Raw genomic sequence first — 26,583 nt, 5'->3', positions numbered from 1 at the left:
GTTTTTTTCGTGAAAGCCGCAGCCCTGCTAGGCGTAATCGACCGCCAGCAGGCGGATCTTCACCGTCGCGCCGAACTGCGCGTCGCGGATGATGTCCAGGTGGCCGGTGCGCGCCACGACCTCGGTCGAGAGCACGCGCGCACGCTCCGGCCAGCGGCGCAGCACACCGGGCGCCTGCAACGAGCGTTCGGCATAGAACACCTGCACCGGGAGGTCGGTCTTCGCCTCTGCATAGCGCGCGGACTGCACGCGGCTGTCGAGCGTGGCCCACAGCAGGTACTCGTAGGCCTCGTCGCCGGCGCCGTCGAGCGGCGACACCCAGGCCGGGGCCAGCAGTTGCTCGGCCACCCAGGTCCGCTCGGCATCGCTCATGCGGGCGAACAGTTCTTTCCATCGCGCCGCCATGTCCGACTTTGCGAGCCAGGTGGCCAGCACCTCGTCGGCCCTCAGCCGCTCTGCCAGCGTCAAGTTGCCCACCGGAACCATCGGCTCCGACTCGAACACATCGACCGCGCCGAAGAACACGATCTCGATGCGCCCCTGCAGCTGCCGCGCCACTTCGAAGGCCAAGTCACCGCCCAGCGACCAGCCCAGCAGTGCGCAGCGACCCCCGATGGCGGTTGCAACGATGAAGTCCGCATATTCGGCCGCGAGCTCGCGAATGGCAAAGCCGCGCCAGCGTTTGCGTGTGTAGACGTGGCTCACGAAGGCATACACCGGCCGGTCGCCCTGCACAGCGCGCGCCAGCGGTTGGAACTCGCGCGAGTTGACGATCAGGCCGGGCAGGCAGAACAGCGGCACGCCCGTGCCGCCTTCATGCAGACACACCGCATCGTTCGCACTCTCGGCCCGTTGGCTCACCCGCGCGGCCAGTTCCCGGAGGCTGCCGGCCTGCATCACATCGGCCAGGCTCAGGTGACTGCCGCCGGGAAGTTGCTTGCGGATGCGCGCGATCAGCTTGAGGCTCAGCAGCGAATCGCCGCCCAGCTCGAAGAAGTTGTCGCCGCGCCCCACGCGCGCCACGCCCAGCACCTCGCGCCAGATCGCGGCCAGCGCCGCTTCGGCATCGCCTTGCGGCGCTTCGTACGCGCGCTCGCTGCCCAGCCCTTCCGGCTCGGGCAGCGCCTTGCGGTCCACCTTGCCGTTGGCGTTCAGCGGCAAGGCCCCGAGCGTGACGATCAGGCGCGGCACCATGTAGTCGGGCAGCACCTGGCCGAGGCGCTCGCGCAGCACTGCGCTGTCGATGGCCTGGTCCGCATGCATCGCGATGTAGGCCACGAGCGATGTGCTGCTCGGGCCTTCCTTCGCCACGACCACCGCCTCGCGCACTTCGGGCTGCGCGAGCAGTTGCGCCTCGATCTCGCCGAGCTCGATGCGCAGGCCGCGGATCTTCACCTGATGGTCGATGCGGCCCAGGTACTCGATCTGCCCCTCGGCATTCCAGCGCACGAGGTCGCCGGTGCGATACAACCTGCCGCCCTCGCCGTCGAACGGATCTGCCACGAAGCGCTCGGCGCTCAGGCCCGGCCGGTTCAGGTAGCCCCGCGCCAGGCTCACGCCCCCGAGGTAGAGCTCGCCCGCCACGCCGCGCGGCACGAGGTTGAGTTCGGCATCGAGCACGTACGCCTGCGTGTCGGTGATCGGCTGGCCGATGGGCACGAGGCTCTGGCCATCGTCGCGACAGGTCCAGCGCGTGACGTGGATGGTGGTCTCGGTCGGTCCGTAGAGGTTCTGCAGCGTGGCGCCACTGAGGCGTTGCAGCGTCTCCTTCTGCGTCTCGGCCGGCATCGCCTCGCCGCCGCAGATGATGTGCCTGAGGCGCGTGCTGGCCTCGATGCCTTCGTGCGCAAGAAAGGCCTGCAGCATCGAGGGAACGAAGTTGAGCGTGGTGACCTGGTGGCGTTGGATCAGTTCGACCAGCCGGGCCGGGTCGCGGTGATCGCCGGGGTTGGCAACGACCAGCCGCGCGCCCGCTGTCATCGGCCAGAACAGCTCCCACACCGACACGTCGAAACCGAACGGTGCCTTGTGCAGCACGGTGTCGTCGCGCGTAAGCCCGTAGGTCCGCTGCATCCACGCCATGCAGCTGTGCAAGGCATCGTGCCGGATCGCTGCGCCCTTGGGCTTGCCGGTGGAGCCCGAGGTGTAGATCACGTAGGCGAGGTTCTCGCCGTGCAATGCAACCTGCGGATCGGTGTCGGGCTCGCCGCCGAAATCGATGCTGTCGGTCTCCAGCGTGGTAAGGCTGCTGCGGTCGTCAAGGCAGTCGCGCGTGGCGCGGTGTGCCAGCAGCAGTTCGATGCCGCTGTCCTGCACCATGTAGGCGAGGCGCTCGGCCGGGTAGTCCGGGTCCAGCGGCAGATAGGCGCCGCCGGCTTTCAGGATGCCGAGCAGTCCCACCACCAGCTCGACCGAGCGCTGCATGACGATGCCCACACGCACGTCGGGCTTCACGCCGAGCGCGATCAGGCGGTGTGCCACGCGGTTGGCGCGGCGGTTGAGTTCGTCGAAGCTCAAGGCCTCGTCGCCGAAGAGCAGCGCGGTGGCCTGCGGCTGCGCGCGGGCCTGTTTCTCGATCGTCCGGTGCACGGGCTCATGCTGCGGCTCGCGCTGCGCGTTCACGCTCCATGCCGCGAGCTGCGCCTTCTCGGGTGCGTCCATCAGGTCGACGTCGCCCACCGCGTGCGCGTCGTCGCCGGCCAGCGCACCGAGCATCGCGACGTAGTGCGCGGTCATGCGTTCGACGGTGCCCTGCTCGAACAGCTCCGATGCATAGATGAAGCTCGCATGCATGCGCCCGTCGGCATCCTCGCTCGTGCTCAGCACCAGTTCGAACTGCGCCACCGGCGCCGCCAGCGCATAGTCTTCCAGCGCCAGGTCGGGCAGCCGCTTCAGCGTGCGGGAGTCGGTCCGCTCGTGGCTGAACATCACCTGAAACAGCGGGCTCACGCTCAGGCTGCGCTCGGGCTGCAGCGCCTCCACCAGTTGCTCGAACGGAAGGTCCTGGTGCGCCTGCGCGCCCATCGCGGCCTCCTTCGCTTGCGCCAGCACCTCTGCCAGGCTCATGCGGCTTTCGACCGCGTTGCGCATGACCTGCGTGTTGACGAAGAGCCCGATGACGCCTTCCGTCTCCGCCCGATGGCGGTTGGCCACCGACACGCCCACGCGGATGTCCTGCTGTCCGGTGTAGCGGTGCAGCAGGGCCTGGAATGCGGTCAGCAGCACCATGAAAAGCGTCGCGCCCTGGGCGCGTGCGCGCTTGTGGAGCCCCTGCACCAGCTCCGGCGCAAGATCGACGCCGTGCCTCGCTGCCGTGTAGTGCCCGCTCGGCCGCCGGCTGTGGTCCGTTGCGAGCTGCAGCACCGGGTTGCCGGTGCCCAGGCGCTCGGTCCAATAGGCGAGTTGCCTTTCTTTCTCGCCCGCTTCCAGCCAGTTGCGCTGCCATGCCGCGTAGTCCACATAGCGGATCGGCAGCGGCGGCAGGTCCACCCCATCGCCGCGCACCCGCGCACGGTACTGCGCCACGAACTCGCCCACCAGAAGATGCAGCGAGGTGCCGTCGGCGATGATGTGGTGCATCACCAGCACCAGCACATGCGCCTGCGGCGCGAGCCGGATGACGCCGACCCGCATCAGCGGACCCGTCGTGAGGTCGAAGGGCGTCGCGCTCAGGCGGCGGGCTTCTTCGCGCGCATGCGCTTCCACATCGCCCTCTGCACCGGCCAGGTCGATCACCGGAACGTCCAGATCGACGCGGTCCTGCACGATCTGTTCGCACAGCCCTTGCGCGTCCGGCTGGAACACCGTGCGCAGCGATGCGTGGCGTTCGACCAGGGCCGTAAAACTTTTCTTCAGCGCATCGATGTCCAGCGCCCCATGCAGCTTCAGCGCGCCGGAGATGTGGTACGCCGTGCTCTTCGGGTCGAGCTGCCACAGGAACCACTGGCGCAACTGCGCATAGGAAAGTTCGGCCTTCGTTCCAGGCGGCACCGCCACGATGGGCAGCTTGGCGAAGTCCACGCCCTGCTTCTGCAGGAGGCCGAGAAACGCCTTCTGCTTTTCCCGGGACAGGCGCGCGAACCGGTCCGCGATGCTGTGCTTGTCGATCTCCATCAATCCTCCAGAAGGTCGAGCAGCGCGGCCATTTGCGCAAGGTCTTCGGACCCTCCCGCCGCCGCTGTGCCGACCTCTTCCTGCACGACACCGGCCATTGCGGCCAGCGTCGGGTTTTCGAAATAGCGCTTGAGCTGCAGCTGGATCGCGAGCTGCTTCTGCACCTTGGTCTGCACGGCCAGCAGGCTCAGCGAGTGGCCGCCCAGCTCGAAGAAATTGTCGTTGCGTCCGACGCGTTCCACCTCGAGCACTTCGGCCCAGATGGCGGCGAGTGCGCTCTCTACCTCTCCCATGGGCGGCACATACGCGCTGCCGCCCGCCAGCTCCGGATCGGGCAACGCCTTGCGGTCGACCTTGCCGTTCGAATTCAGCGGCACGGCATCGAGCACCATCAGGGCCGCCGGCACCATGTAGTCCGGCAGCTTCCGCAGCAGGCGCTCGCGCAACACCACGGCGTCGGTCGTCTGGCCCGCCCGTGCGGACACATAGGCCACCAGCCGCGTACTGCCCGCGCCCTCCTTCGCCAGCACGACCGCTTCGCGCACTTCGGGCTGCGCGAGCAACTGCGCCTCGATCTCGCCGAGCTCGATGCGAAAGCCGCGGATCTTCACCTGGTGGTCGATGCGACCGAGGTAGTCGAGCTCGCCGTCGCCGCGCCAGCGAACCAGGTCGCCGGTGCGGTACAGGCGCCCGCCCGCAGGGCCGAAGGGCGCGGCCACGAAACGCTCCGCGCTCAGGCCGGCGCGGTTCAGGTAGCCGCGCGCCAGGCCCGCACCCGAGACATGAAGCTCGCCCGCCACGCCGACGGGCAGCGGGTTGAGGTCGCTGTCGAGCACCCACAGGCCGAGGTCCGGAATGCAGGCGCCCACCGGGCTGCTCTGCTCGTCGAGGTCGGCGCGCACAATCGGCCGGTAGGTCACGTGCACGGTGGTCTCGGTGATGCCGTACATGTTGACCAGCTGCGGTTGCCGGTCGCCGAAGCGTTCGATCCACGGACGCAGGCTCTCGGGTTCGAGGGCTTCGCCACCGAAGATCACGCAGCGCAGCGGCAGGCGATCGCCCGCCGCCAGCGCCGCGCTGTGGATCAGCTGCCGGAAGGCCGACGGCGTCTGGTTCAGCACGGTGACCTGCTGCGCGCGCAGCAGCGCCACGAAATCGTCGGGCGAACGACTGACCCAGAACGGCACGACCACCAGCTTGCCGCCGGTGCACAGCGCGCCGAAGATTTCCCACACCGAGAAGTCGAAGGCGTAGGAATGAAAGTTCGTCCACACGTCTTGCGCGCCGAAGCCGAACCAGGGCTGTGTGGAGTCGAGTAACCGCGTCACGTTGCGGTGGGTCAGCTGCGTTCCCTTCGGGCGCCCCGTGGAGCCCGAGGTGTAGATGACGTAGATCAGGTGATCGGCATGCACCGCCACCTCGGGCGCATGGGACGGCTCCGTGGCCAGGTCGGCCGTGTCGAACACCAGCACGCGAACGTCGTCCTGCAGCGGGAGCCTGGGCTCCACGTGGCTTTGCGTGAGCAGCAGGCGAATGCCGCTGTCCGCGATCATGTAGGCCAGGCGGTCGGCGGGGTACTCGGGGTCGAGCGGCACGTAGGCACCGCCGGCCTTCAGGATGCCCAGCAAGCCGACCACCATCTCGATGGAACGCTCCACTGCGAGGCCCACCTTCACCTCCGGCGCCACGCCGAGGCCGATCAGCCGGTGCGCGAGCCGGTTGGCGCGTGCATCGAGGTCGGCGTAGGTCAAGCTTTCATCGCCGAAGACCACCGCCGTCGCATCGGGATGCAATGCGGCCTGCCGTTCGAACCAGCGGTGCACCGGATGCCCGGTGGCGCTGTCGTGCACGTTCTTTGCGGGTTCGGGTTGCGGTGAATCGCCTTCGTCCCGCAGGCCGATGTCGCCCACCCGCGCACCCGGCGCGTGCGCGAGCGCTTCGAGCAGTGTCTCCATGCGGCGCGCCAGCGTCTGCACGAGCGCTTCGCCGAACTGGCTGCGCGCATGGCTGTAGCTCAGCACCAGCGTCTCGCCCTGGTTGACCGAGAGCGTCATCGGGTAGTTCGTCTCCTCGCGGTTCCAGACGTCGCCGAAACGCAGCCTGTCCGGCGCGCCCTGCTTCAGCGCCTGGTCCAGCGGGTAGTTCTCGAACACCACGATGCTGTCGAACAGGTCTTGCCCGCCCTGCCCCGCCCAGCGCTGGATCTCGTAGAGCGGCGTGTGCTCGTGCTCCTGCGCACCGAGGTTCTGCGCCTGCAGTTCGCGCAGCCAGTCGCCCACGCTCTGTGCCGGCTGCAGCGTGGCGATCACCGGCAGCGTGTTGATGAACAGGCCCAGCATCTGCTGCGCACCGGAGAGCTCCACCGGCCTGCCCGCCACGGTGGCGCCGAAGCTCACCGTGCGCTGCCCTGTGTGGCGTGCCAGCAGGAGGGCCCAGGCGGCTTGCACCAATGTGTTGAGGGTCACGCGTTCGCGCTTCGCCGCTTCCATCAGCGCGCGCGCGCGCTGCGCTCCGATCTCGAAGCGGTGCATGCCATGGCCCGCCTGCGCATCGCGCGGCTTGGGCAGGGTGTTGGCCAGCCATGTGGGGCCTTCGGTGCGGCCCAGCTGTTCGCGCCAGTACAGCTCGTCGGCCTTGCCGTCGCGCTGCTGCAGCCAGGAGATGTAGTCCGCATAGCGCCCACTCGGGGAAGCGACGGCTTCGCCGGCATAGTGCCGAAGCATCTCGCCCATCAGCTGCGAGGTGCTCCAGCCGTCCAGCAGCAGGTGGTGCATGGTCCAAATGAAGTGATGCTTGCTGCCCTGCGCATGCACCAGCACGAGCCGCATCAACGGCGGCTGCGCAAGGTCGAAGCCCTGCGCGAGCTGTGCCTGCGCCAGGTCGTCGAGCGCATGAACTACGTCGGCACGGTTGCGCCAGTCGTGCTCGGCCATCGGCATCCCGGTCTGCCGGGCGACCCATTGCAGGGCAGGTTCGCCCACGAGGAAACCGGTGCGCAGCACGTCGTGCCGCTCCAGCACTGAACGCCATGCGGCCTTGAAGCGCGCGACGTCGAGCCCGTCGATATCGACGCGCAGCTGATTGACGTAGGCGCTGCCGCCGGGTGCGTACAGGCTGTGGAACAGCATGCCCGCCTGCATCGGCGAGAGCGGGTACAGGTCCGCCAGGTTCGCCACCGGAACCGGCAGTGCGTCGAGCTGTTGCGAGCCGATGCGGGCCAGCGGAAAGTCCGACGGCGTCACGCCCTGCGCGCCGCTGGTGCAATGCGCCACCAGCGCTTCGAGCTCCTGCTGGAACCGTTGTACCCAGCCTTCGACGGCCGCGCGGTCGTGGCGCGCCTGGCTGTAGCTCACACGCAGCGCCAGCACGCCTTCGTGGACCTGGCCGTTGACCGAGAACTCGTGCGTCAGCGGTGCGCCGGCATCCACCGGCGCGCCGCTCGGTTCGTGGGCTAGCATCCATTGCGTGCGCTCGTCAGCGCCGGCATCGAACTGGCCGAGGTAGTTGAAGACCACCTGCGCTCGGGGCAGCGCGCGCAGCGCCTGCCGTTGCGCGGGGTTGCCGAGGTACCTGAGCACGCCATGGCCAATTCCCTTGTCGGGAACGCTGCGCAAGGTTTCCTTCACGCGCTTGATGGCTTCGCCCGGTTCGCCCAGCGGATCGAGCGCAACCGGGAACAACGTGGTGAACCAGCCCACGGTGCGCGACAGGTCGATGTGGTCGAACAGGTCTTCGCGGCCATGGCCCTCCAGATCGACCAGCACCTTGGCGTGGCCCGCCCATGCGCACAGCGCACGGCCCAGCGCGGTCAACAGCAGGTCGTTGGCCTGCGTGCGATAGGCCGCGGGTGCGTCCTTCAGCAGCGCCTGCGTCGTCGCCTTGTCCAGCCGAAGCTCGACGGTCTGTTGATCGGCGACGGTGTTCGATCCCTCGGGGCGGGCGCACGGCAGGCTGGCGGGCACGTCCGCCAGAGCTTGCCAATGGCCGATCCCTTCGGCATGGCGCTGGGCGTAGCCCTGCAGCGCGACGGTCCAATCCTTGTAGCTGCTGCTCTTGGCGGGCAGCACGATGGCCTGCCCCGCGAGGCCCTGGCGGTAGGCGTCCTGCAGGTCTTCCAGCAGGATGCGCCACGACACGCCATCGACGACCATGTGATGAACGGCCAGCAGCAGCCGCGATTCGCCGCCCGGCAGTTCGACAGCCAGCGCGCGCAGCAGCGGTCCGTGCGCAAGATCGAGGCTGCGCTGCGCTTCGTCGCAGAGCGCTTCGAGCTGCGCCGCGTCGCGGGCCTTGCGCACCCACAGCAGTTCGGCGAGTTCGCTTTCCGGCATCGCGGTGTAGTGCTGGTGCCATGCGCCTTCGGCATCCCGGCCGTAGCGCAGGCCCAGGCTGTCGTGGTGCCGCACCACCGCCCGCAATGCCTGCCCGAAGGTCGGCAACTGCAAGGGCTCGCGGCACTTCAGCAGCACTGCCTGGTTCCAGTGGTTGCGCGCCGGCATCTGCATTTCGAAGAAGGCATGCTGGAACGGCATCAGCGGCGCCTCGCCCTCAGCATCGCCGGCAGCCGTGCGCTTTGCATCGCCCACAGGTTCGGCCGCGCCCGCAAGCTGGGCCACGGTCTGGCGCTCGAAGATCTGCTTGGGGCTCACCTTCCACCCCGCGAGGCGCAGCCGCGCCACGATCTGCAGGCTCAGGATGGAATCGCCGCCCAGCTCAAAGAAGTTGTCGTTCCGGCCCACGCGCGCGAGGCCGAGCACGCCCGTCCAGACTTTCCCAATGGCCTGTTCGGCCTCGCCCTGCGGCGCTTCGTACGCCTTCTCGTCCTGCAAGAGTTCGGGCTCCGGCAGGGCCTGCCGGTCGACCTTGCCGCTAGGGCTCAGCGGCAACGCACCGAGCACCACGATGGCCGAGGGCACCATGTAGTCGGGCAGCGCCCGCGCGAGCCGGTCCTTCAGCGCCGCCACGTCGACGGATTGCCCCGCCTTCAGCGACACATAGGCTGCGAGCCGTGCGCCGGCCGGCCCGTGGCGCGCAATCACGACGGCTTCACGCACTTCTGGCTGGGCCAGCAGCTGCGCCTCGATCTCGCCGAGTTCGATGCGGAAACCTCGAACCTTCACTTGATGGTCGATGCGGCCCAGGTATTCGAGCTGGCCGTCGTCGCGCCAGCGCACCCAGTCGCCCGTTCTGTACAACCGCCCGCCGTCTGCGTCGAACGGATCCGCCACGAAACGCTCGGCCGTGAGCGCAGCGCGGTGCAGGTAGCCGCGCGCCAGGCCCGCGCCGCCGAGATACAGCTCGCCTGCGACGTTGCGCGGCACGAGGTTGAGGTCTGCATCGAGCACGCGCGCGCTGCGGTCGCCCACGGGCCGGCCGATGGGCGCGTAGCCTTCTTCGAAACTCGCCGCACCATCGACCTTCCACAGCATCGGCGTGACCACCGCTTCGGTGGGGCCGTAGCCGTTGATCAGCAGTTCGGGCTTCAGGTGCCGGCGCACCGCGTCGAAGCCTTCGCGCGACATCGCCTCGCCGCCGAAGGAATACAGCTGCACCGGCGGGCAACGGCCGGTGTCGCGTGCCCAGTCAGCGAGCTGCCGCAGGTAGGCCGGGGGAAAGCCGGCGTTGGTCACGCCGTGACGCGTCATCGCGTCCAGCGTCTGCTCGGCGGTCCACAGCGACGTATCGCGCAACAGCAGCGAGGCGCCGCAGCACAGGGCCGTGAAGAGGCGCTCGTGCGCACCGTCGAAAGAGAAAGAGAGAAAGTGCAGCTCGCAGGAGTGCGGCCCCATCTCGTACAGCACCGCCGTTTCCACGCAATGCGCGGCGAAGGGCCCGTGCGACACCATCACGCCCTTGGGCATGCCCGTCGAACCGGAAGTGTAGATGATGTAGGCCAGGTTGCCCGCATGCACCGCGATGCCTGGCGAATGCACCGGCTCGGCACCCAGGTCGAGCGTGTCGAGTTGCAGCACGCGCACATGCTCGCCGCAGGGAATGCGCGCCTTCACATGGCTTTGCGTCACGAGCAGGTCGATGCCGCTGTCCGCAACCATGTAGGCCAGCCTGTCTGCGGGATACTCCGGGTCCAGCGGCACGTAGGCGCCGCCGGCTTTCAGGATGCCGAGCAGGCCGATCACCACGTCGAACGAGCGCTCCACCGCGATGCCGACGCGCGTGTCCGGCTTCACGCCGAGCGCGATGAGCCGGTGGGCCAGGCGGTTGGCGCGGCGGTCGAGTTCGCCGTAGTTCAACGCCTCGTCGCCGAACAGCAGGGCCGTGGCTTCGGGGCGATCACGGGCGTGCCGCTCCATCAGGCGATGCACGGGCTCGATGCGCTGGCCGGCCTGGGCGTTGACGCCCCACAGCGCGAGCCGATCTTTCTCGGCAGGCGCGAGCAAGTCGATGTCGCCCACCGCCTGCGTCGGGCTCTCGGCCAGCGCCGTGAGGACCGCAAGATAGTGCCCCGCCATGTGCGCGACGGTCTCGGCATCGAACAGCTCCTCTGCATAGTGGAAGCTGGCCTGCACATGACCCTGCGCGTCTTCAAGCACGCTCAGCGTGAGTTCGAACTGCGCGGCCTGGCCGCCCAGCTCGTGATCCTGCAAGATCAGGCCGGGCAGGTTCTCCAGCGCGCGATGGTCGCGCCGCTGGTGGTTGAACATCACCTGGAACAACGGCGCCGTGCCGAGGCTGCGCTCGGGCTGCAGGGCCTCCACCAGCTGTTCGAACGGCAGGTCCTGGTGCGACTGCGCGCCCATTGCGGCATCGCGTGTGGCTTCCAGCGCCTGCAGCAGGGTCGTGCGGCTGGTCAGCACATTGCGCAGAACCTGCGTGTTGACGAAGAAACCGATGACCTTTTCAGCTTCCACGCGATGGCGGTTGGCCACCGGCACGCCGACGCGGATGTCTTGTTGCGCGGTGTGGCGGTGCAGCAGCACCTGCAGCCCCGTGAGCAGCACCATGAAGAGCGTCGCGCCCTGGGCCTGCGCGCGCTTGCGCAGTGCGTCCGCCACCTTCTGCGGCAGCGCGACGTCATGGCGGGCGGCGCGGTATCGGCCATCGGTGCGCCGCGGGCGGTCCGTTGGCAATTGCAGCACCGGATGCTCGGTGCCGAGGTGCGCCTTCCAGTAGCCGAGTTGCCGCTCTTTCTCGCCGGCCTCCAGCCAGTGCCGCTGCCAGACGGCGTAGTCGGCGTACTGAATGGGCAAGGGCGCAAGCCGCGACGGCTGCCCGTTGGCCCGCGCGCGGTAGTGCGCCGTGAACTCGTCCACGAGGATCTGCAGCGACCAGCCGTCGGACACGATGTGATGCATCACGACGACGAGCAGGTGCGTTTCTTCATCGAGGCGGATCAGCGCCACGCGCAGCAGCGGATCGGCGGTCAGGTCGAAGGGGGTCTCGGCAATGCGCCTCGCTTCTTCGTCTGCCCTTGTGTCGCGCTCCCCGGCCGGAAGCAAAGCAAGGTCGATAAGCGGAATCTCCAGCCCCGCGCGCTGCTGCACCACCTGCTCGACCAGGCCTTCGGCGTTCGCGCGGAACACCGTGCGCAGCGATTCGTGGCGTTCGACCAATGCGTCGAAACTCGCCTGCAGTGCGTCCCGGTTCAGCGCGCCCTGAAGCCGCAGCGCACCCGAGATGTGATACGCCGAGCTGCCTGGCTCCAGCTGCCAGAGGAACCACTGGCGCATCTGGGCATACGAGGGCGCCCAGGCGACACGCGCCGCCTCGTCGCGCGCAAGAATCGGAAACTGCCCGATCGTCAGCCCCTCGGCGCGGATCTTCTGGTACACCGCCCGGCGCTGCGCCGGGTTCAGGCGCGAGAAGCGCTTGCCGATCTGGTCATGGGTGGCTGCCGTGAATTCCATCAAGCGATCTCCAGGCTGTTCATGAAGGCGTCGATGTCGGAGAGAGACTGGGCCACGGGTTTCCTTTCGCCGGCACCTGCAATGAGTCGGGCCATGTCCATGAGAACCGGCTGCCTGAAAATGTCGCTGACGGTCAGGTCCGCATGCATCGCGCCCTGCACCCGCGCGACCACCTGCACGGACATGAGCGAATGCCCGCCGAGCTCGAAGAAGTTGTCGTGGCGGCCCACGCGCGGCGCACCGAGCACTTCGGCCCACACCGCAGCGAGCGCTTCTTCCATGGCGCCCTGCGGCGCCTCGTAGGCCTGGGCGTTCGCGCGCTCCGGTTCGGGCAGCGCCTTGCGATCGACCTTGCCGTTGGGGTTCAGCGGCAGGTTCTCCAGCACCATGAAGAGACTGGGCACCATGTAGTCGGGCAGCGCGCGGCCGAGCCGTTCACGCAGGCGCGCGGTGTCGATGGCCTGCCCGGCCTCTGCCGAGACATAAGCCACGAGCCGCGCACCGCTCGCGCCCGGGCTCGCAACGACGACGGCTTCGCGCACTTCGGGCTGCGCGAGCAACTGCGCCTCGATCTCGCCCAGCTCGATGCGAAAGCCGCGGATCTTCACCTGATGATCGATGCGGCCCAGGTAGTCGAGCTGGCCTTCGCTGTTCCAGCGCACGAGGTCGCCGGTGCGGTACAGCCTGCCGCCTTCGTTGTCGAACGGATCGGCCACGAAGCGTTCCGCGGTCAGGGCCGCACGCCGCACATAGCTGCGCGCAAGCCCTGCACCGCCCAGATAGAGCTCGCCCGCGGCACCCGTCGGCACCAGGTTCAGCTCGGCATCGAGCACATAGGTCTGCGTGTCGTCGATCGGTCGCCCGATCGGCACCTGGCTGCGCCCGTCGTCTCGGCACGTCCAGTGCGTCACATCGATGGCGGCCTCGGTGGGACCGTACAGGTTGTAGAGCGCGGCCTGCGGCAGCCGCCGGAACACCTCGTTCTGCGCTTCGGCGGGCAGTGCCTCGCCGCTGCAGACGATGCGCCGCAGGCTGGTGCATGCCTCGATGCCCGGGTGCGCCAGAAAGGCCTGCAGCATCGAGGGCACGAAGTGCAGCGTGCTCACTTCATGCGTGCGAATCAGCTGCGCAAGGCGCGCCGGTTCGCGGTGGTCGCCGGGGTTGGCCACGGCCAGCCGGGCCCCGAACATCAGCGGCCAGAAGAATTCCCACACCGACACGTCGAAGCTGAACGGCGTCTTCTGCAGCACGGTATCCGCCTCGCCGAGCTTGTAGGCCTGCTGCATCCACACCAGGCGGTTGTAGAGCGAACCATGGCGGTTGGCTGCGCCCTTGGGCTTGCCGGTCGAGCCCGAGGTGTAGATCACGTAGGCGAGGTTCTCGCTGTCGAGCGCCACCGCCGGGTTGCCTTCCGGATAGCCGCCGAAGTCCAACGTGTCGAGCGCAAGCATCGGCACGCCGGTCTGCAACGGCAGGCGTTCCTTGAGGCGCTCCTGCGTCAATACCAGCACGAGCCCGCTGTCTTCCACCATGTAGGCGATGCGGTCCTCCGGGTATTCCGGGTCGAGCGGCACATAGGCGCCGCCGGTCTTCAGGATTGCCAGCAGGCCGACCACCAGCTCGGTGCTGCGCTCCAGCGCCACGCCGACCTTTACCTCGGGGCGCACGCCCTCCTCGATCAGGCGGTGCGCCAATTGGTTGGCCCTGCGGTCGAGTTCGCCGTAGCTTAAGACTTCCGCGCCGAAGATCAGCGCAGTGGCATTCGGGCATTCGGCCGCCTGTTGCTCGATCAGGCGATGCACGCATTGCGCTTCGCCGCGGTGATGGGTGTTGACGCCCCATTGCGCGAGCCGGGCGCGCTCCGCATCGCCCAGCAGATCCAGTTCGCCCAGCTTCGATGCCGGCTGGCCCACCAGCGCTTCGAGCACGCGCTTGTAATGGCCCGCCATGCGTTCGATGGTCTGCGGCTCGAACAGTTCGGCCGCATAGCGGAAGTTGGCCCGGATGCCGCCGTCTTCGCGCTCGAGGGTTTCCAGCGTCAGCTCGAAGGGCGCCGCGCGCTCCTCGAGGTCGATGCGCCGCACCTGCAGCCCGGGCCAGCCCCGCAGCGGCCTGTCCCCCTGCCCCAGGTGGTTGAACATCACCTGGAACAGCGGCGCAGCCGCGTGGCCGTGCTCCGCGCGCAGCGCCTGCACAAGGCACTCGAACGGCAGGTCCTGGTGCGCCTGGGCTTCGATCGAGGTGTCGCGCACCTGCGTGAGCAGGTCCGCCAGGCTCGTTTGCGCATGCGGGCACGCATCGAGCACGAGCGTGTTGATGAAGATGCCGATGACGCCCGAGGTCTCCGGACGGCTGCGGCCCGCGACGGGCACGCCGACGCGAATCTCGTTCTGACCTGTGTAACGGAACAGCAGGGCATGGAAGGCCGTGAGCAGCGCCATGAACAAAGTACCGCCCTGCACACGAGACAGCTGCTTCAGCTCCTGCGCAAGACCCGTGGGAATGTCGAGCGAGTGCTGTGCCGCGCTATAGCGGGCCTCGGCGGACCGCGGCCGGTCGGTGGTCAACGCGAGCACCGGCTGGCTGCCGCCGAGGCGCTTGCGCCAGTAGCCGAGTTGCCGTTCGCCCTCGCCGTCGGCCAGCCATTTGCGCTGCCACAGCGTGAAGTCGACGTAGCCGATCTCCGGCTGGGGCCGCGTGTCCGGCAGACCCTGCGTTCGCAGGGCGTACGCCTGTGCAAGGTCGTCGAGCATGAGCTGGACCGACCATGCGTCGGAGATGATGTGATGCATCATGAGCAGCAGCTGGTGCTCGCCGTCGGCCATCTTCAGCAAGGCGCAGCGCAGCAAGGGGCCGGCCGTCAGGTCGAAGGCGGTGCGGCAGACCTGGGCAACAGCCTCGTCGTAGCGGGATTCGCGCGTCTGCGCATCGAGCACGCTGAGATCGATAAAGGGAATGTCGATGCGAACCTCCGCCTGAAAGCGCTGCTCCGGCAGGCCTTCGGGGCCGGGGCCGAACACGGTTCGCAATGCTTCATGGCGCCTGGCGATCGCCTGCATTGCATCCTGCAGCGCCGCCGCATCGAGCGGCCCCGAAAAGCCCAGGCCGCCACCGACGTGGTAAGCGGTGTTCGCGGGGTTCAGCTGCCACAGGAACCACTGGCCCTGCTGCGCGAAGGACACGGGCACGGGCCCGTCGATGTGGCCGCGCACGATGGCCTCGCGCGCGGGCGCCGCGGTGCCGCCTTGTTTCAACCGGCGCTGCAGCAGGCTCAGCTGCTCGGGCGAGAGCCTGGCGCGCCGTTCGGAAAGAGGAGATGTTTCGCTCATGATGAAAAACTTGCAGTGATGCAATCCGTGGCCGGATGCGGGTCATCGGTGGCAGAGGCCTCGCGCTCGATCTCCTCGATCAGCCGCAGCTCGACCAGTGCGGCCAGTTCGGCCACGGTCGGCACCTTGAAGAAATCGGCCGGTTGCAGCTCCACGCCATAGGCCTTGCGCACGCGGGACAGCAGGCGGATCGCGAGCAGCGAGTCGCCACCCAGTTCGAACAGGTTGTCGTGCACGCCCACGGGTGCGATGCCGAGCGCTTCGGTCCACAGCGCGGCCAGCCCTTCTTCCAGTTCGCCTTCAGGTGCGGCATACGGTGTGGGCAGCACGGGGCGTGAATGGCTGGCGCGGGCTTCGGTTGCCGGTTGTTCAGCGCCCACGGTGTCGAGCAGGTTGCCGAGCGGGCGCAGCCGCGGCGCCAGCGGCGACACGGAGACCACAGTCTGCGGCAGGTCGGGCCCGTTGACGATGCGTTCGAAGGCGAGCACGCCCGCGCGCTCGTCGAGGCCGACGCCCTCGGGCAGGTCCATGTCGGCCGCGGCGCCGACGTCGCGCCAGGCGTCCCAGTTCACCGAGAACACCGGCAACGCCGACGTGCGGCGGTGGGCCGTCGCCAGTGCGTCGAGATAGGCATTGGCGGCGGCATAGTCGCTGCGGCCCAGGCCGCCGACGAGCGTGGCGATGGAGGAACAGAAGAGCACGAAGTCCAGCGGCTCAGCGCGCAGCGCATCGAGCAGCGCGCGCGTGCCCGCCACCTTGGGCGCGAAGGCTGCCTCCACCTGCGCCCGAGTGCGCTGGACGATCATGCCGAGCCCCGGGTCCATGACCGCGTGGACCACGCCGTTGACCGCACCGAAGCGCGCATGCACGGCCACCAGGGCTTCGCGCAGCTGCGCGGCATCGGTGACGTCCGCCGTCACTGTCAGCACTTGCGCGCCGGCGGTTTCGAGTTCGATCAGTTGCCGCAGCTTGCGGCGCAGTGCCGCGGGCTCATCCGCCGATGCGACGATGCGCTCCCAATCGCCACGCGCGGGCAGCGGCGTGCGGCCGAGCAGCACCAGTCGGGCCTTCCATGCGCGGCTCAGGTGCCGCGCCAGGGCGAGGCCTACGCCGCCCATGCCGCCGGTGATGAGGTACACGCCGCCTGCACGAAGCCGTGGCGTGGCGGGTTGCGCAGGCAGCGGCTCGTAGTTCTTGACCCAGCGATGCGGGCCGCGATAGGCAACAACAAAGTCTTCCTGCGCGGACGCGGCCTCGTCGGCGACCCGGCGCGCCAGGTCGCTTTCGGCCGCGCTTTCCGGCGCGGGCAGCACCACGTCGACGACGCGGCAAGCGACCGATGGATATTCCTGGCTCACGACCTTGGCGATGCCCAGCAGGGTGGCCTTCTCGGGTACCAGTTGTTCGGAGCCGGAGACATCCTCGAGGCCGTCGGTGACGATGGTCAGCGCCAGGAAATCACGGCCCGATCCGCCCAAGGCGTCGAGCGCATGCACGAGCGCGAGCAGGCTGAAATACCCGGCTTCGAAAGCGTCCGCATTCGGCGGCGTCGGCCGGCTGCCGTCGAGGCTCCACAGGTGATGAATCCGGCGGACCGGACCCGCTTCGGCTTCCGCTTCCCGCAGCAGGGCTTGATGATCGGCGTGCTCGCCCGATCGCACCGTGTATTGCCCCGGCGCGGTGCGCGCAAAGCGTGCGCCGCGCAAGGCCAGCACCACCTGTTCACCGCGCTCCCGCAGCGTGCGGGCGAGCCGGTCGGTGAAGCTGTTGGCATCGCCCAGGATCAGCGTGCAGCCTGTGCGGTCGGCACGCTGCGCGGCGGGCGGCAACGGTGTGCTTCGCTGCCAGTTCGGCACATAGAAGATATCGGAGGTTGCCGCCTTCGACGAAGGACGTGCGGCATCGCCGGCCTCGACCCAGAAGCGCTGGCGCTGAAAGGCATAGGTGGGCAGTGGCACGCGTCGACGACCGCCGCCTTCATGACATGCGGACCAGTCGATGTCCACACCGGCGCTCCACAAGCCCGCCACCGCATTCGCCAGTTGCTGGCTGTTGCGCGCTGTCTGCTGCGCATGCGCCTGGCTGGCCCACAGGCCCGCAGCCGAGCGGCTGCCCGGATGCTGGCGCGCGAGCCCGGTCAGCGTCTCGCCGGGGCCGACTTCGAGCACCACGCGGCCGGGCTTGTCGAAGATGTGGCGCAGGCCGTCTGCGAACCGCACGGTGTTGCGCAAGTGCCGGCCCCAGTACGCGGGGCTGGTGGCCTCCTGCGCGGTGATCGGCAGGCCGGTGAGATTGGAGATGAAAGGAATGCGCGGCGCGTGGCGCGGCACCGATGCGACCAGCTGCTCCAGTGCGGCCACGGCCGGATCGACCAGGCGCGAATGGAAGGCCACGGCGACATGCAGGCGGCGCGGCAGATGCTGGCGCGCGCGCAGTTCTTCTTCGGCGCGTGCGATGGCTTCGGGTGTTCCGGCCAGCACGCAGAGCTGTTCGCCGTTCACTGCCGCAAGATCGCAGCCTGCCGCGAGGAAAGGCGCGAGCTCGGATTCCGGCAGCGGCACGGCGAGCATGGCCCCGGCCGGCAGCGCCTGCACGAGGCGCGCGCGCTGCGCGACGATGCGCAAGGCATCTTCCAACGAGAACACGCCGGCGACGCAAGCCGCAACGTATTCGCCGAGGCTGTGGCCCATCATCACAGCGGGTTTCACGCCGCAATGCAGCCACCACTGCGCCATGGCGTACTCGACGGCAAAAAGCGCCGGCTGTGCCACTTCGATGTGGAACAGGCGCTCGTTCGCCAGTGCTTCTTCGCCGGCAGCAGGGAACAGCAGCGGATGCAGATCGATGCCGCTTTGCGTACGCAGAAGGGCCGTGCAGCGATCGAGTGCTTCGCGGAACACGGCGCGCTCGCGGTAGAGCGCGGCGCCCATGAAGGCATGTTGGCTGCCGCTGCCCGGAAAGAGAAAGACCACCTCGGGCGCGGAGGCCGGTGCCTTGCGCGATGCGGTGGCGGGAGTGGACAGCATCTGTGCGGCCATGTCCGGGTCGGTCGCCACTACCGCGCTGCGCCATGCAAAGGCGCGGCGTCCGGTTTGCAGGGTGTGCGCCACGTCTTGCAGTGCCAACGCAGGCTGTGCCTGGAGATGCGCTGCAAGCTGCGTGCGGCCTTGGGCCAATGCCGCTTCGTTCTTTGCCGACACCGGCAAGACTTGCCAGGCTGGCGCATCCGCCGCCTTGGTCGCATTCACAACGACCGGCGCTTCTTCGAGCACCACGTGCACGTTGGTGCCGCCGATGCCGAACGAACTGACGCCAGCACGCCGCGGCATGCGTCCCTCGACCCAGGCACGCGCTTCGGTATTCACGTAGAACGGGCTGGCCCCGAAATCGATCTGCGGATTGGGCTTCTCGAAATTCAGGCTGGGCGGCAGCACGCGGTGCTTGAGCGCCATCGTCGCCTTGATGAGCCCGGCCACGCCGGCGGCCGCGTCCAGGTGGCCGATGTTGGTCTTCACGGAACCGATGGCGCAGAAGCCTTGCCGTTCGGTGTCGGCGCGAAATGCCTGGGTGAGCGCGGCGATCTCGATCGGGTCGCCGAGCGTGGTGCCGGTGCCGTGCGCTTCCACATAGCAGATGGTGTCCGCCGCCACACCCGCGATGAGCTGCGCCGCGCGGATGACCTCGGCTTGGCCATCCACGCTGGGCGCGGTGAAGCCAACCTTGGCGGCACCGTCGTTGTTGGCGGCCGAGCCCTTGATCACCGCATGGATGGTGTCGCCGCCTTGCAGCGCATCGTCCAGGCGCTTGAGCACGACAATGCCCGCACCGCTGCCGATGAGCGTGCCCGCGGCCTTCGCGTCGAAGGCGCGGCAGTGGCCGTCGGGCGACAGGATGGCGCCGGCTTGGTAGCGGTAGCCGCCCTCTTGCAGCAGGTTGAGCCACACACCGCCCGCAAGGGCCATGTCGCAGTCGTGGCTTAGCAGCGCCTGGCACGCGGTGTGCACCGCGACCAGCGATGTCGAGCACGCCGTCTGCACCGTGACCGCGGGACCGCGCAGGTCGAGCTTGTAGGCCACGCGCGTGCAGAGCGAGCCGCCGGAGTTGCCGTTCATCAGCCCCAGCAAGTCGGCGATGCCGCTCTCGGCGCCGAGGCCGAAGGACGGGAGCAGATTGCGGATCAGGTACAGGTTGGTGCCCTCGCCCGCATAGACGCCGACCTTGCCCGGCCAGCGCGCGACGTCGCAGCCCGCATGTTCGAGCGAAGCCCAGGCGCACTCCAGGAAGATGCGCTGCTGCGGATCGAGGGTCTCCGCTTCGCGCGGCGTGTAGCCGAAGAAGCCGGCATCGAAGCGGTCGAAGCCGTCGAATTTCACACCGGCCTTCACGTACTCGGGATCGTCCAGCAGACTTTGCGGCACACCGCGCGCGCGCAGTTCGTCGTCGGTGAAGCGCGACACCGACTCCACGCCTCCCTGCACATTGCGCCAGAAGGCGTCCACATCGTCGGCGCCGGGAAAGCGCCCGGCCATGCCGACGATGGCGATCTCGATGCCCGTCGGTTCGGAGAGGTCGTGGGGGGTGGACATCAGTTGACTCTCTCTGCCGCCTTGCGGCGTTGAAGCATGGCGGCGCGCTGGCGTAGCGCCCTGTCGTCGCTGGCGGCAGCCGCGGCGGCGGACGATGCGGCGCCGGCCGGCGCCTGCTCGATCCACTGGGCCAGCAATTCGATGGTGGGGTATTTGAAAAGGTTGACCACGGGGATGGCGGCCTGCAGCCGGTCTTCCAGCAGCCGGTGTGCGCGGATCAGCAGCAGCGAGTGGCCGCCGAGGTCGAAGAAGTTGTCGTGCTGGCCCACCTGTTCGACCTGCAATACCTCGGACCAGACCCCGGCCACGGTCTGCGCGACATGGCCCTGCGGTGCTTCGTAGGCAAGCTCGCTGGCGAAGGCCGGCTCCGGCAGCGCCTTGCGGTCGACCTTGCCGTTGGCGTTCAGCGGCAGACTGTCGAGCACGGCGAAAGCGCGCGGGACCATGTAGTCGGGCAGCACCTGCGCAAGGCGCTCCTTGAGCGCGGCGGTGTCGATGATGTGATCCGCATGCGCCGCGAGGTAAGCCACGAGGCGTGCGCCGGCCGGGCCTTCCTTCGCCACGACCACGGCTTCGCGCACCGCGGGTTGCGCGAGCAACTGCGCTTCGATTTCTCCGAGTTCGATGCGGAAGCCGCGGATCTTCACCTGATGGTCGATGCGGCCGAGGTACTCCAGCTGCCCTTCGGCGCTCCATCGCACCAGGTCACCGGTGCGGTAGAGCCTTCCGCCGCCTTCGCTGTCGAAGGGATCGGCCACGAAGCGTTCCGCGCTCAAGCCGGCCCGCTTCAGGTAACCGCGGGCCAGGCTGATGCCGCCCAGGTACAGCTCGCCTGCAACGCCCTGGGGCACAAGGTTCAGGTCGGCATCCAGCACGTGAGTGCTGGTGTGGCTGATCGGCCGGCCGATGGGCACCTGGCTCTGGCCATCGTTGCGGCAGGCCCAGTGGGTGACGTGGATGGTGGTCTCGGTCGGGCCGTAGAGGTTTTGCAGGCCCGCGCCGTGCAAGCGCTCGAGCGTTTCCTTCTGCGTTTCAGCCGGCATCGCCTCGCCGCCGCAGATGATGTGGCGCAGGCGCGTGCTGGTTTCGATGCCCTTGTGCGCGAGAAATGCCTGCAGCATCGAAGGCACGAAGTTGAGCGTGGTGACCTGGTGGCGCTGGATCAGTTCGACCAGCCGGGCCGGGTCGCGGTGATCGCCAGGGTTGGCGACCACCAGCCGGGCGCCCGCGGTCAGGGGCCAGAAAATTTCCCACACCGACACGTCGAAACCGAACGGCGCCTTGTGCAGCACGGTGTCATCGCGCGTCAGCCGGTAGATGTTCTGCATCCACACCATGCAGCTGTGCAGCGCGATGTGGCGGATGGCCGCGCCCTTGGGCTTGCCGGTGGAGCCCGAGGTGTAGATCACGTAGGCGAGGTTCTCGATGTGCAGGCCGACCTGCGGATCGCTGTCGGGTTCGCCGCCGAGGTCCGCTGTATCGATTTCCAGCACGCTCAGCGCGCGGCAGTCGGGCACGCAATCGACGAGGCTGCGCTGCGTGAGCAGCAGCCCGATGCCGCTGTCCTGCACCATGTAGGCCAGGCGTTCCGCCGGGTATTCCGGGTCCAGTGGCACGTAGGCGCCGCCGGCCTTGAGCACGCCGAGGATCGCTACCACCATCTCGACGGAGCGCTCCATCGCGATGCCCACCAGCACCTCGGGCTTGACGCCGAGCGCGATCAACCGGTGCGCGAGGCGGTTGGCCCGGCAGTTCAGTTCAGAGAAGCTCAGCGCCTCGTCCCCGAAGAGCAGCGCGGTGGCGTCGGGCTGCGCGCGCGCCTGCCGCTCGATCATGCGGTGCACGGGCTCAGGCTGCGGCTCGCGGTGCGTGTTCACGCCCCATTGCGCCAACCGCGCCTGCTCGGGTGCGCCGAGCAGTTCGATGTCGCCGACCGGCTGGTCAGGGCGATCGGCCAACACCTGCAGGATCGCGACGTAGTGGCCAGCCATGCGCTCGATGGTGTCGGGCTCGAACAGCTCGGCCGCATAGATCACGGACAGCGACAGATGGCCATCCGGCCTTTCACGCGCTTCGAGCGTGAGTTCGAACTGCGCCGCGAGGTCGGGCAGCGCGTGGTCTTCTGCCGCAATGCCGGCCAGTTGCGCAAACGCGCGGTAGTCCTCGAACAGGTGGTTGAACATGACCTGGAACAAGGGCGTGCGGCTCAGGCTGCGCTCGGGCTGCAGCGTCTGCACCAGCTGCTCGAAAGGCAGGTCCTGGTTCGCCTGCGCGCCCAGCACGGCGTCGCGGGCCTGCGCCAGCACGCGCGATGCGCTCAGGCGGCCGTGGACCGGATTGCGCAGCACCAGCGTGTTGACGAACATGCCGACCACACCTTCGACCTCCATGCGGTTGCGGTTGGCAATGGGCGCACCGATGCGGATGTCTTCCTGCCCCGTGTAGCGATGCAGCAGGGACTGGAAACCTGCGAGCAGCACCATGAAGAGCGTCGCGCCCTGGGTGTCCGCCATATCGCGCAGCTTGCCGAGCAGGCTGGCCGGCAGCTCGAAGGCATGCCGCGCCGCGCTGTAGCCGGCCTGCGCCTGGCGCGGATGGTCGGTGCGCAGGTCTAGCACCGCTTGCGTGTCGCCGAGATGCGCGCGCCACCAGGCCAGTTGCCGTTCGCCCTCGCCTGCCGCAAGCCAGTCGCGCTGCCAGAGCGCGTAGTCGGCGTACTGGATGCGCGGCGCAGGCATTCGCTTGGTTTCTTCATCCAGATGCGCGGCGTAGCCGGCGGCCAGCTGGTCGATCAGCAACTGCATCGAGGCGCCGTCGGAAATGATGTGGTGCATCACCACGGCGAGCACATGGATCTCGTCGGCGGTGCGGATCAGCGCGGCGCGCAACAGCGGGCCCTGCGTCAGATCGAAGGGCTCGGCCTTGAGGCGCCGGGTTGCTTCTGTCAGTTGCTCCTCGCGCTCCCCACGCAAGTCGATCATCGCCAACGGCACGGAGCCCGAGGGCTTGATCCATTGCTCCGCATGGCCATCGGCGGTGGCGCTGAATACCGTGCGCAGCGATTCGTGGCGCATGACGAGGCCATCGAGACCGGCTTGCAGAGCATCGGCATTCAACACACCCGTGAGCCGAAGCGCGCCGCTCATGTGATAGGCCGCACTGTGCGGATCGACCCGCCAGAGAAACCACTGGCGCTCCTGCGCATGGGAGAGCGGCATCGGCAACAAGCGGCGTTCGGCGGAAAGCACGGGAATCGACGCGCGTTGCAGGCGCGAACCTTGGGACTGCAGTTCCCGGATGGCTGTTGCACATGCCTCAAGGCGCGGTTGCTCGAACAGCATCCGCGCGGGGAAATCGATCTGCCAATGCGCCGAGATGCGTGCGGCGGCTTGCGTCGCGGTGAGAGAGCTTCCGCCGCGGTTGAAGAAGTGTGCGTCGCGCCCAAGCGCGAGGTCATTGCCGTGCTTCCAGACTTCGCGCCAGATGCTTGCCACTGCGTTTTCAACTTCGTCCAGCGGCGCCTGGGTGGCCGCTTCCCCGGGGCCGCCCCGCGCGAAAGCGCCGTAGTGGTAGATCGCATACGCGTCGGCGGTCCCGTCGATCCAGCCTGCGCGGCAGGCGCTGCGCTGCAGCTTGCCGCTGGTGGTCTTGGGGAGGCCGCCGGGGTTGAGCAGCAGCACGACCGACAGCGGCTCGCCGAACACCTCGCTCACGGCTGCGCCGAGCGCATCGACCAGCACCTCGGGCGGCACCAACTTTTGCATGCTGCGCGACACCTCCGCCGCAACGCCGATGCCTTCGCCTTCCGCGCCCTGCACCGCGAAGACCGCGACGCGGCTCTTGCGCACCGCGTCGACCTCGGCCTCGATGAGCCGCTCGACGTCTTGGGGATAGATGTTGTGGCCGCGGACGATGATCAGGTCCTTGATCCGTCCCGTGACGTAGAGCTGGCCTTCGTGCATGAAGCCCAGGTCACCGGTGCGCAGCCAGCGCTGGCCGTCGCGCAGGACGAAGGTCTCGCGGGTCTCGCGCTCCTTGCCCCAGTAGCCGACGCAGATGCTCGCGCCGCTGGTCCAGATTTCACCGATCTTTCCGGGCGCCGCCGGCAGCAGCGACTCGACGTCGACGATCTCGACGAGATGGCCTGGGGCCGCGACGCCGCAGCCGACCAGCATCGTGCCCTCGTCGGCCGGCGTGCCGGTGCCACGGGCCAAGCCGTCGGTGGAGAAGGTGCGCGCCGTCATGCCGTCGCCGCGCATACCGCCGGTGACGAACAGGGTCCCCTCGGCCAGGCCATAGCAGGGGTAGGCCGCATGCGGGTCGAAACCCGCGGCAGCAAAGCGCGCGATGAATTCGGCTTCGGTGTCTTCGCGCACGGGCTCCGCACCGGTGTAGGCCACGCGCCAGCTCGACAGGTCGAGCTGCGCCAGCCGCGCATCGTTCACGCGCTCGAGACAAAGGCGGAAGGAAAAATCGGGTCCGCCGCTGTGGGTGGCGCGATGACGCGAGATCAGCTCGAGCCAGCGCACCGGGCGTTCGAGAAAATACGCTGGCGAAGCGAGAACCAGCGGAATGCCGTTGTAGAGCGGCAGCAGCAGCCCGCCGATCAACCCCATGTCGTGATAGAGCGGCGCCCAGCAGACGAACTTGTCGTCTGGACCCACGCCCATGCCGTGCGTCATCGCCGCTTCGTTGGCCATCAGGTTGCCGTGCGTCACCATGACGCCCTTCGGCGCCGAGGTCGAGCCCGAGGTGTACTGCAGGAACGCGATGTCGCCATCGGCGGGATCGAAGGGCGCCCATGCATCGGCAAGCGCGGCATCCACCGCATCGACGGCGATGACTTCGGCAGTGCCGAACGGCCCGTCGGCATTCATTGCACCCGCGATTGCGGCGGAGGTCAGCACGCAGCGCGCTTCTGAATCGGCGGCAATGCCGGTGAGCCGAGCCAAGTGTTGTGGACGCATCGACTCGGGCGGGAACACCGGCACCGCGATCACGCCGCTGTAGAAGCAAGCCAGCATGCACACTGCATAGTGGTCGCCGTTGTCGAGCATGACCAGGGCCCGCTCGCCCTTGGCGAACTGCTGCTGCAGCCGGGCCGCAAGGGCGCGCACGCGGCGCTCGAAGACACCGTAGCTGATCGGGTCTTCGTGGTACTCGCCGTTCACCGTGCCAGCCACGGTGAGCCAGACGTCGCCCGGTCGCGTGCGTGCCAGCGCACGCAGGTGGGCAACGAAATTCTTCGGCTGCGGATTTGCCTTTTGCGGCATCTCGGTCATGTCGTTTCTTCCTTTGCGCGCCAAGCGAGCGCGGCTGCATAGCCGATCGGCGCCCTGAGCGTCACGGCTTGAAAATTCGTCCATTCGGGAACGGCACATTCGAGGGCGAACTGCCCGTTGGCGCCGGGCCGGATGCCGATCGACTTCAGGTGCCCGGCCACGCCGACGCCGATGGCCTTGAGCACCGCTTCCTTGCCGACCCAGCGGGTGTAGAGCGCATGCAGCCGATCGGCGGCATTGCGCACTTCTTCGCATTCGTAGGTGGTGAATGCCAGCGAGGAGATAGCCTCGACGTCGACATCGGCCTTGCACGCTTCGATGTCGATGCCGATCTCGGTCACAGTCCGTGCATCGCCCAGCGCAATGAGCGCATGCGACCCGGAGTGCGAGACGTTGAACTGCGGCGCATTGCCGACTGCACACTCGATGAACGGCTTGCCATGCGAGCTCGCCACAAGCGGCACCTCGGCGGGCTCGCAGCTCACACGCTCTGCAAGCAGATTGCGAAGCGCGGTACGTGTCACGGTGAAGCGCACGCGATCGGCCGTTCTTGCGAACCTGTCGGCCTTTGCACGCTCGTCGGACGTCAGCACCCGCCGCGCCTCCGCTGCTTCGATGGTCAGGTCGAAGTCGAGGCGGTACACCTCGATGCCCGCGGGCAGCGGATCAGGCCAGGGCGTGAGATGCATGGCGATCCCGTGCGACGACCTTGCCGAGGCGCTGCGAGAGCACCGCCAAAAATGCCGTTTCCTGCTGGCGGATGAAGAAGTGCCCGCCGCCGAACCAGTCGAGCGAAAAGGCACCACCCGCCTCGGCCGACCACGCGTAGATGCGCTCGGCTTCGATGTCGTCGTCGCGTCCCGCGAAGACGTGCACCGGCATCGGCAGCGGCGCCTCACCTGCGTATCGAAAGCCTTCGCACACGCGGTAGTCGGCGCCGAGCACGTCGAGCGTGAGGCGCATCAACTCGGCGCTCGCAAACACTTCTTCCGGCGTTCCTCCCTGCTTGCGCAAGTCGGCGATCAACGAGGCGTCGTCGGTCTTGTCAGCGAAGCGACCGGGATCACGCCGAGACGGCGCGGCGGCGCCCGAAGCAAGCAGTGCAACAGGCAATGCGCGCCCCGGCGACCGCAATCGGCAAGCCATGCCGTAAGCGAGCAACGCGCCCATGCTGTGGCCGAAGATCGCGAACTCGCCGCGCATGGCCTCGGCCTGCTCCGCGCAGAGTTGCGCAACGAGGCTGTCGAAATCCTCCACCGGGCTTTCGGCCAGCCGGCTGCCGCGGCCAGGCAGTTCCACGGGAACGATGCGGATCCAGCGCGGCAGCAGGCGGCGCCAGCGCAGGTACATCGTGGCGCTGGCGCCCGCGCACGGCAGGCACAGCAGCGAGACGCTCGTCTCCACGCGC

At 68.2% G+C, this 26,583-nt stretch carries 7 protein-coding genes; all 7 read right to left on the bottom strand.

The features are described from left to right. Nucleotides 1–27 precede the first annotated feature (27 nt). The 7 genes from J2X92_RS14630 to J2X92_RS14600 are packed head-to-tail and all read right to left on the bottom strand — an operon-like array spanning nucleotide 28 to nucleotide 26,579. Nucleotides 28–4,113 carry an amino acid adenylation domain-containing protein gene (locus J2X92_RS14630; RefSeq protein ID WP_307576692.1) on the bottom strand — a complete coding sequence of 1,362 codons (4,086 nt, stop codon included), beginning with the start codon at nucleotides 4,111–4,113 and terminating at the stop codon, nucleotides 28–30. Then, the gene (locus J2X92_RS14625; RefSeq protein ID WP_307576691.1) at nucleotides 4,113–11,978 is read right to left on the bottom strand and encodes a non-ribosomal peptide synthetase; all 7,866 of its coding nucleotides are present in this window, start codon (nucleotides 11,976–11,978) and stop codon (nucleotides 4,113–4,115) included. Before J2X92_RS14625 ends, J2X92_RS14630 begins: the two co-directional genes overlap by 1 nt. Next, nucleotides 11,978–15,307: an amino acid adenylation domain-containing protein gene (locus tag J2X92_RS14620; RefSeq protein WP_307576690.1), complete on the bottom strand. Its 3,330-nt coding sequence runs from the start codon at nucleotides 15,305–15,307 to the stop codon at nucleotides 11,978–11,980. Before J2X92_RS14620 ends, J2X92_RS14625 begins: the two co-directional genes overlap by 1 nt. Continuing rightward, the gene (locus tag J2X92_RS14615; RefSeq protein WP_307576689.1) at nucleotides 15,304–19,893 is read right to left on the bottom strand and encodes a type I polyketide synthase; all 4,590 of its coding nucleotides are present in this window, start codon (nucleotides 19,891–19,893) and stop codon (nucleotides 15,304–15,306) included. Before J2X92_RS14615 ends, J2X92_RS14620 begins: the two co-directional genes overlap by 4 nt. Next, nucleotides 19,893–25,175 (bottom strand): non-ribosomal peptide synthetase, encoded by a 5,283-nt coding sequence (locus J2X92_RS14610; protein WP_307576688.1) that lies wholly within the window; start codon nucleotides 25,173–25,175, stop codon nucleotides 19,893–19,895. Before J2X92_RS14610 ends, J2X92_RS14615 begins: the two co-directional genes overlap by 1 nt. Beyond that, nucleotides 25,172–25,864, bottom strand: a complete 693-nt coding sequence (locus tag J2X92_RS14605) for a 4'-phosphopantetheinyl transferase family protein (protein WP_307576687.1) — start codon at nucleotides 25,862–25,864, stop codon at nucleotides 25,172–25,174. Before J2X92_RS14605 ends, J2X92_RS14610 begins: the two co-directional genes overlap by 4 nt. Then, a complete protein-coding gene (locus J2X92_RS14600) occupies nucleotides 25,842–26,579 on the bottom strand; it encodes a thioesterase II family protein (protein ID WP_307576686.1) in 738 nt (245 codons plus the stop codon). Before J2X92_RS14600 ends, J2X92_RS14605 begins: the two co-directional genes overlap by 23 nt. Nucleotides 26,580–26,583: the final 4 nt, after the last annotated feature.

The organism is Variovorax paradoxus (genome assembly GCF_030811855.1).
Taxonomy (GTDB): domain Bacteria; phylum Pseudomonadota; class Gammaproteobacteria; order Burkholderiales; family Burkholderiaceae_C; genus Variovorax; species Variovorax paradoxus_L.
The sequence above is the reverse complement of the archived record's forward strand: the minus strand, read 5'-3'. Positions and strand labels throughout refer to the sequence as shown.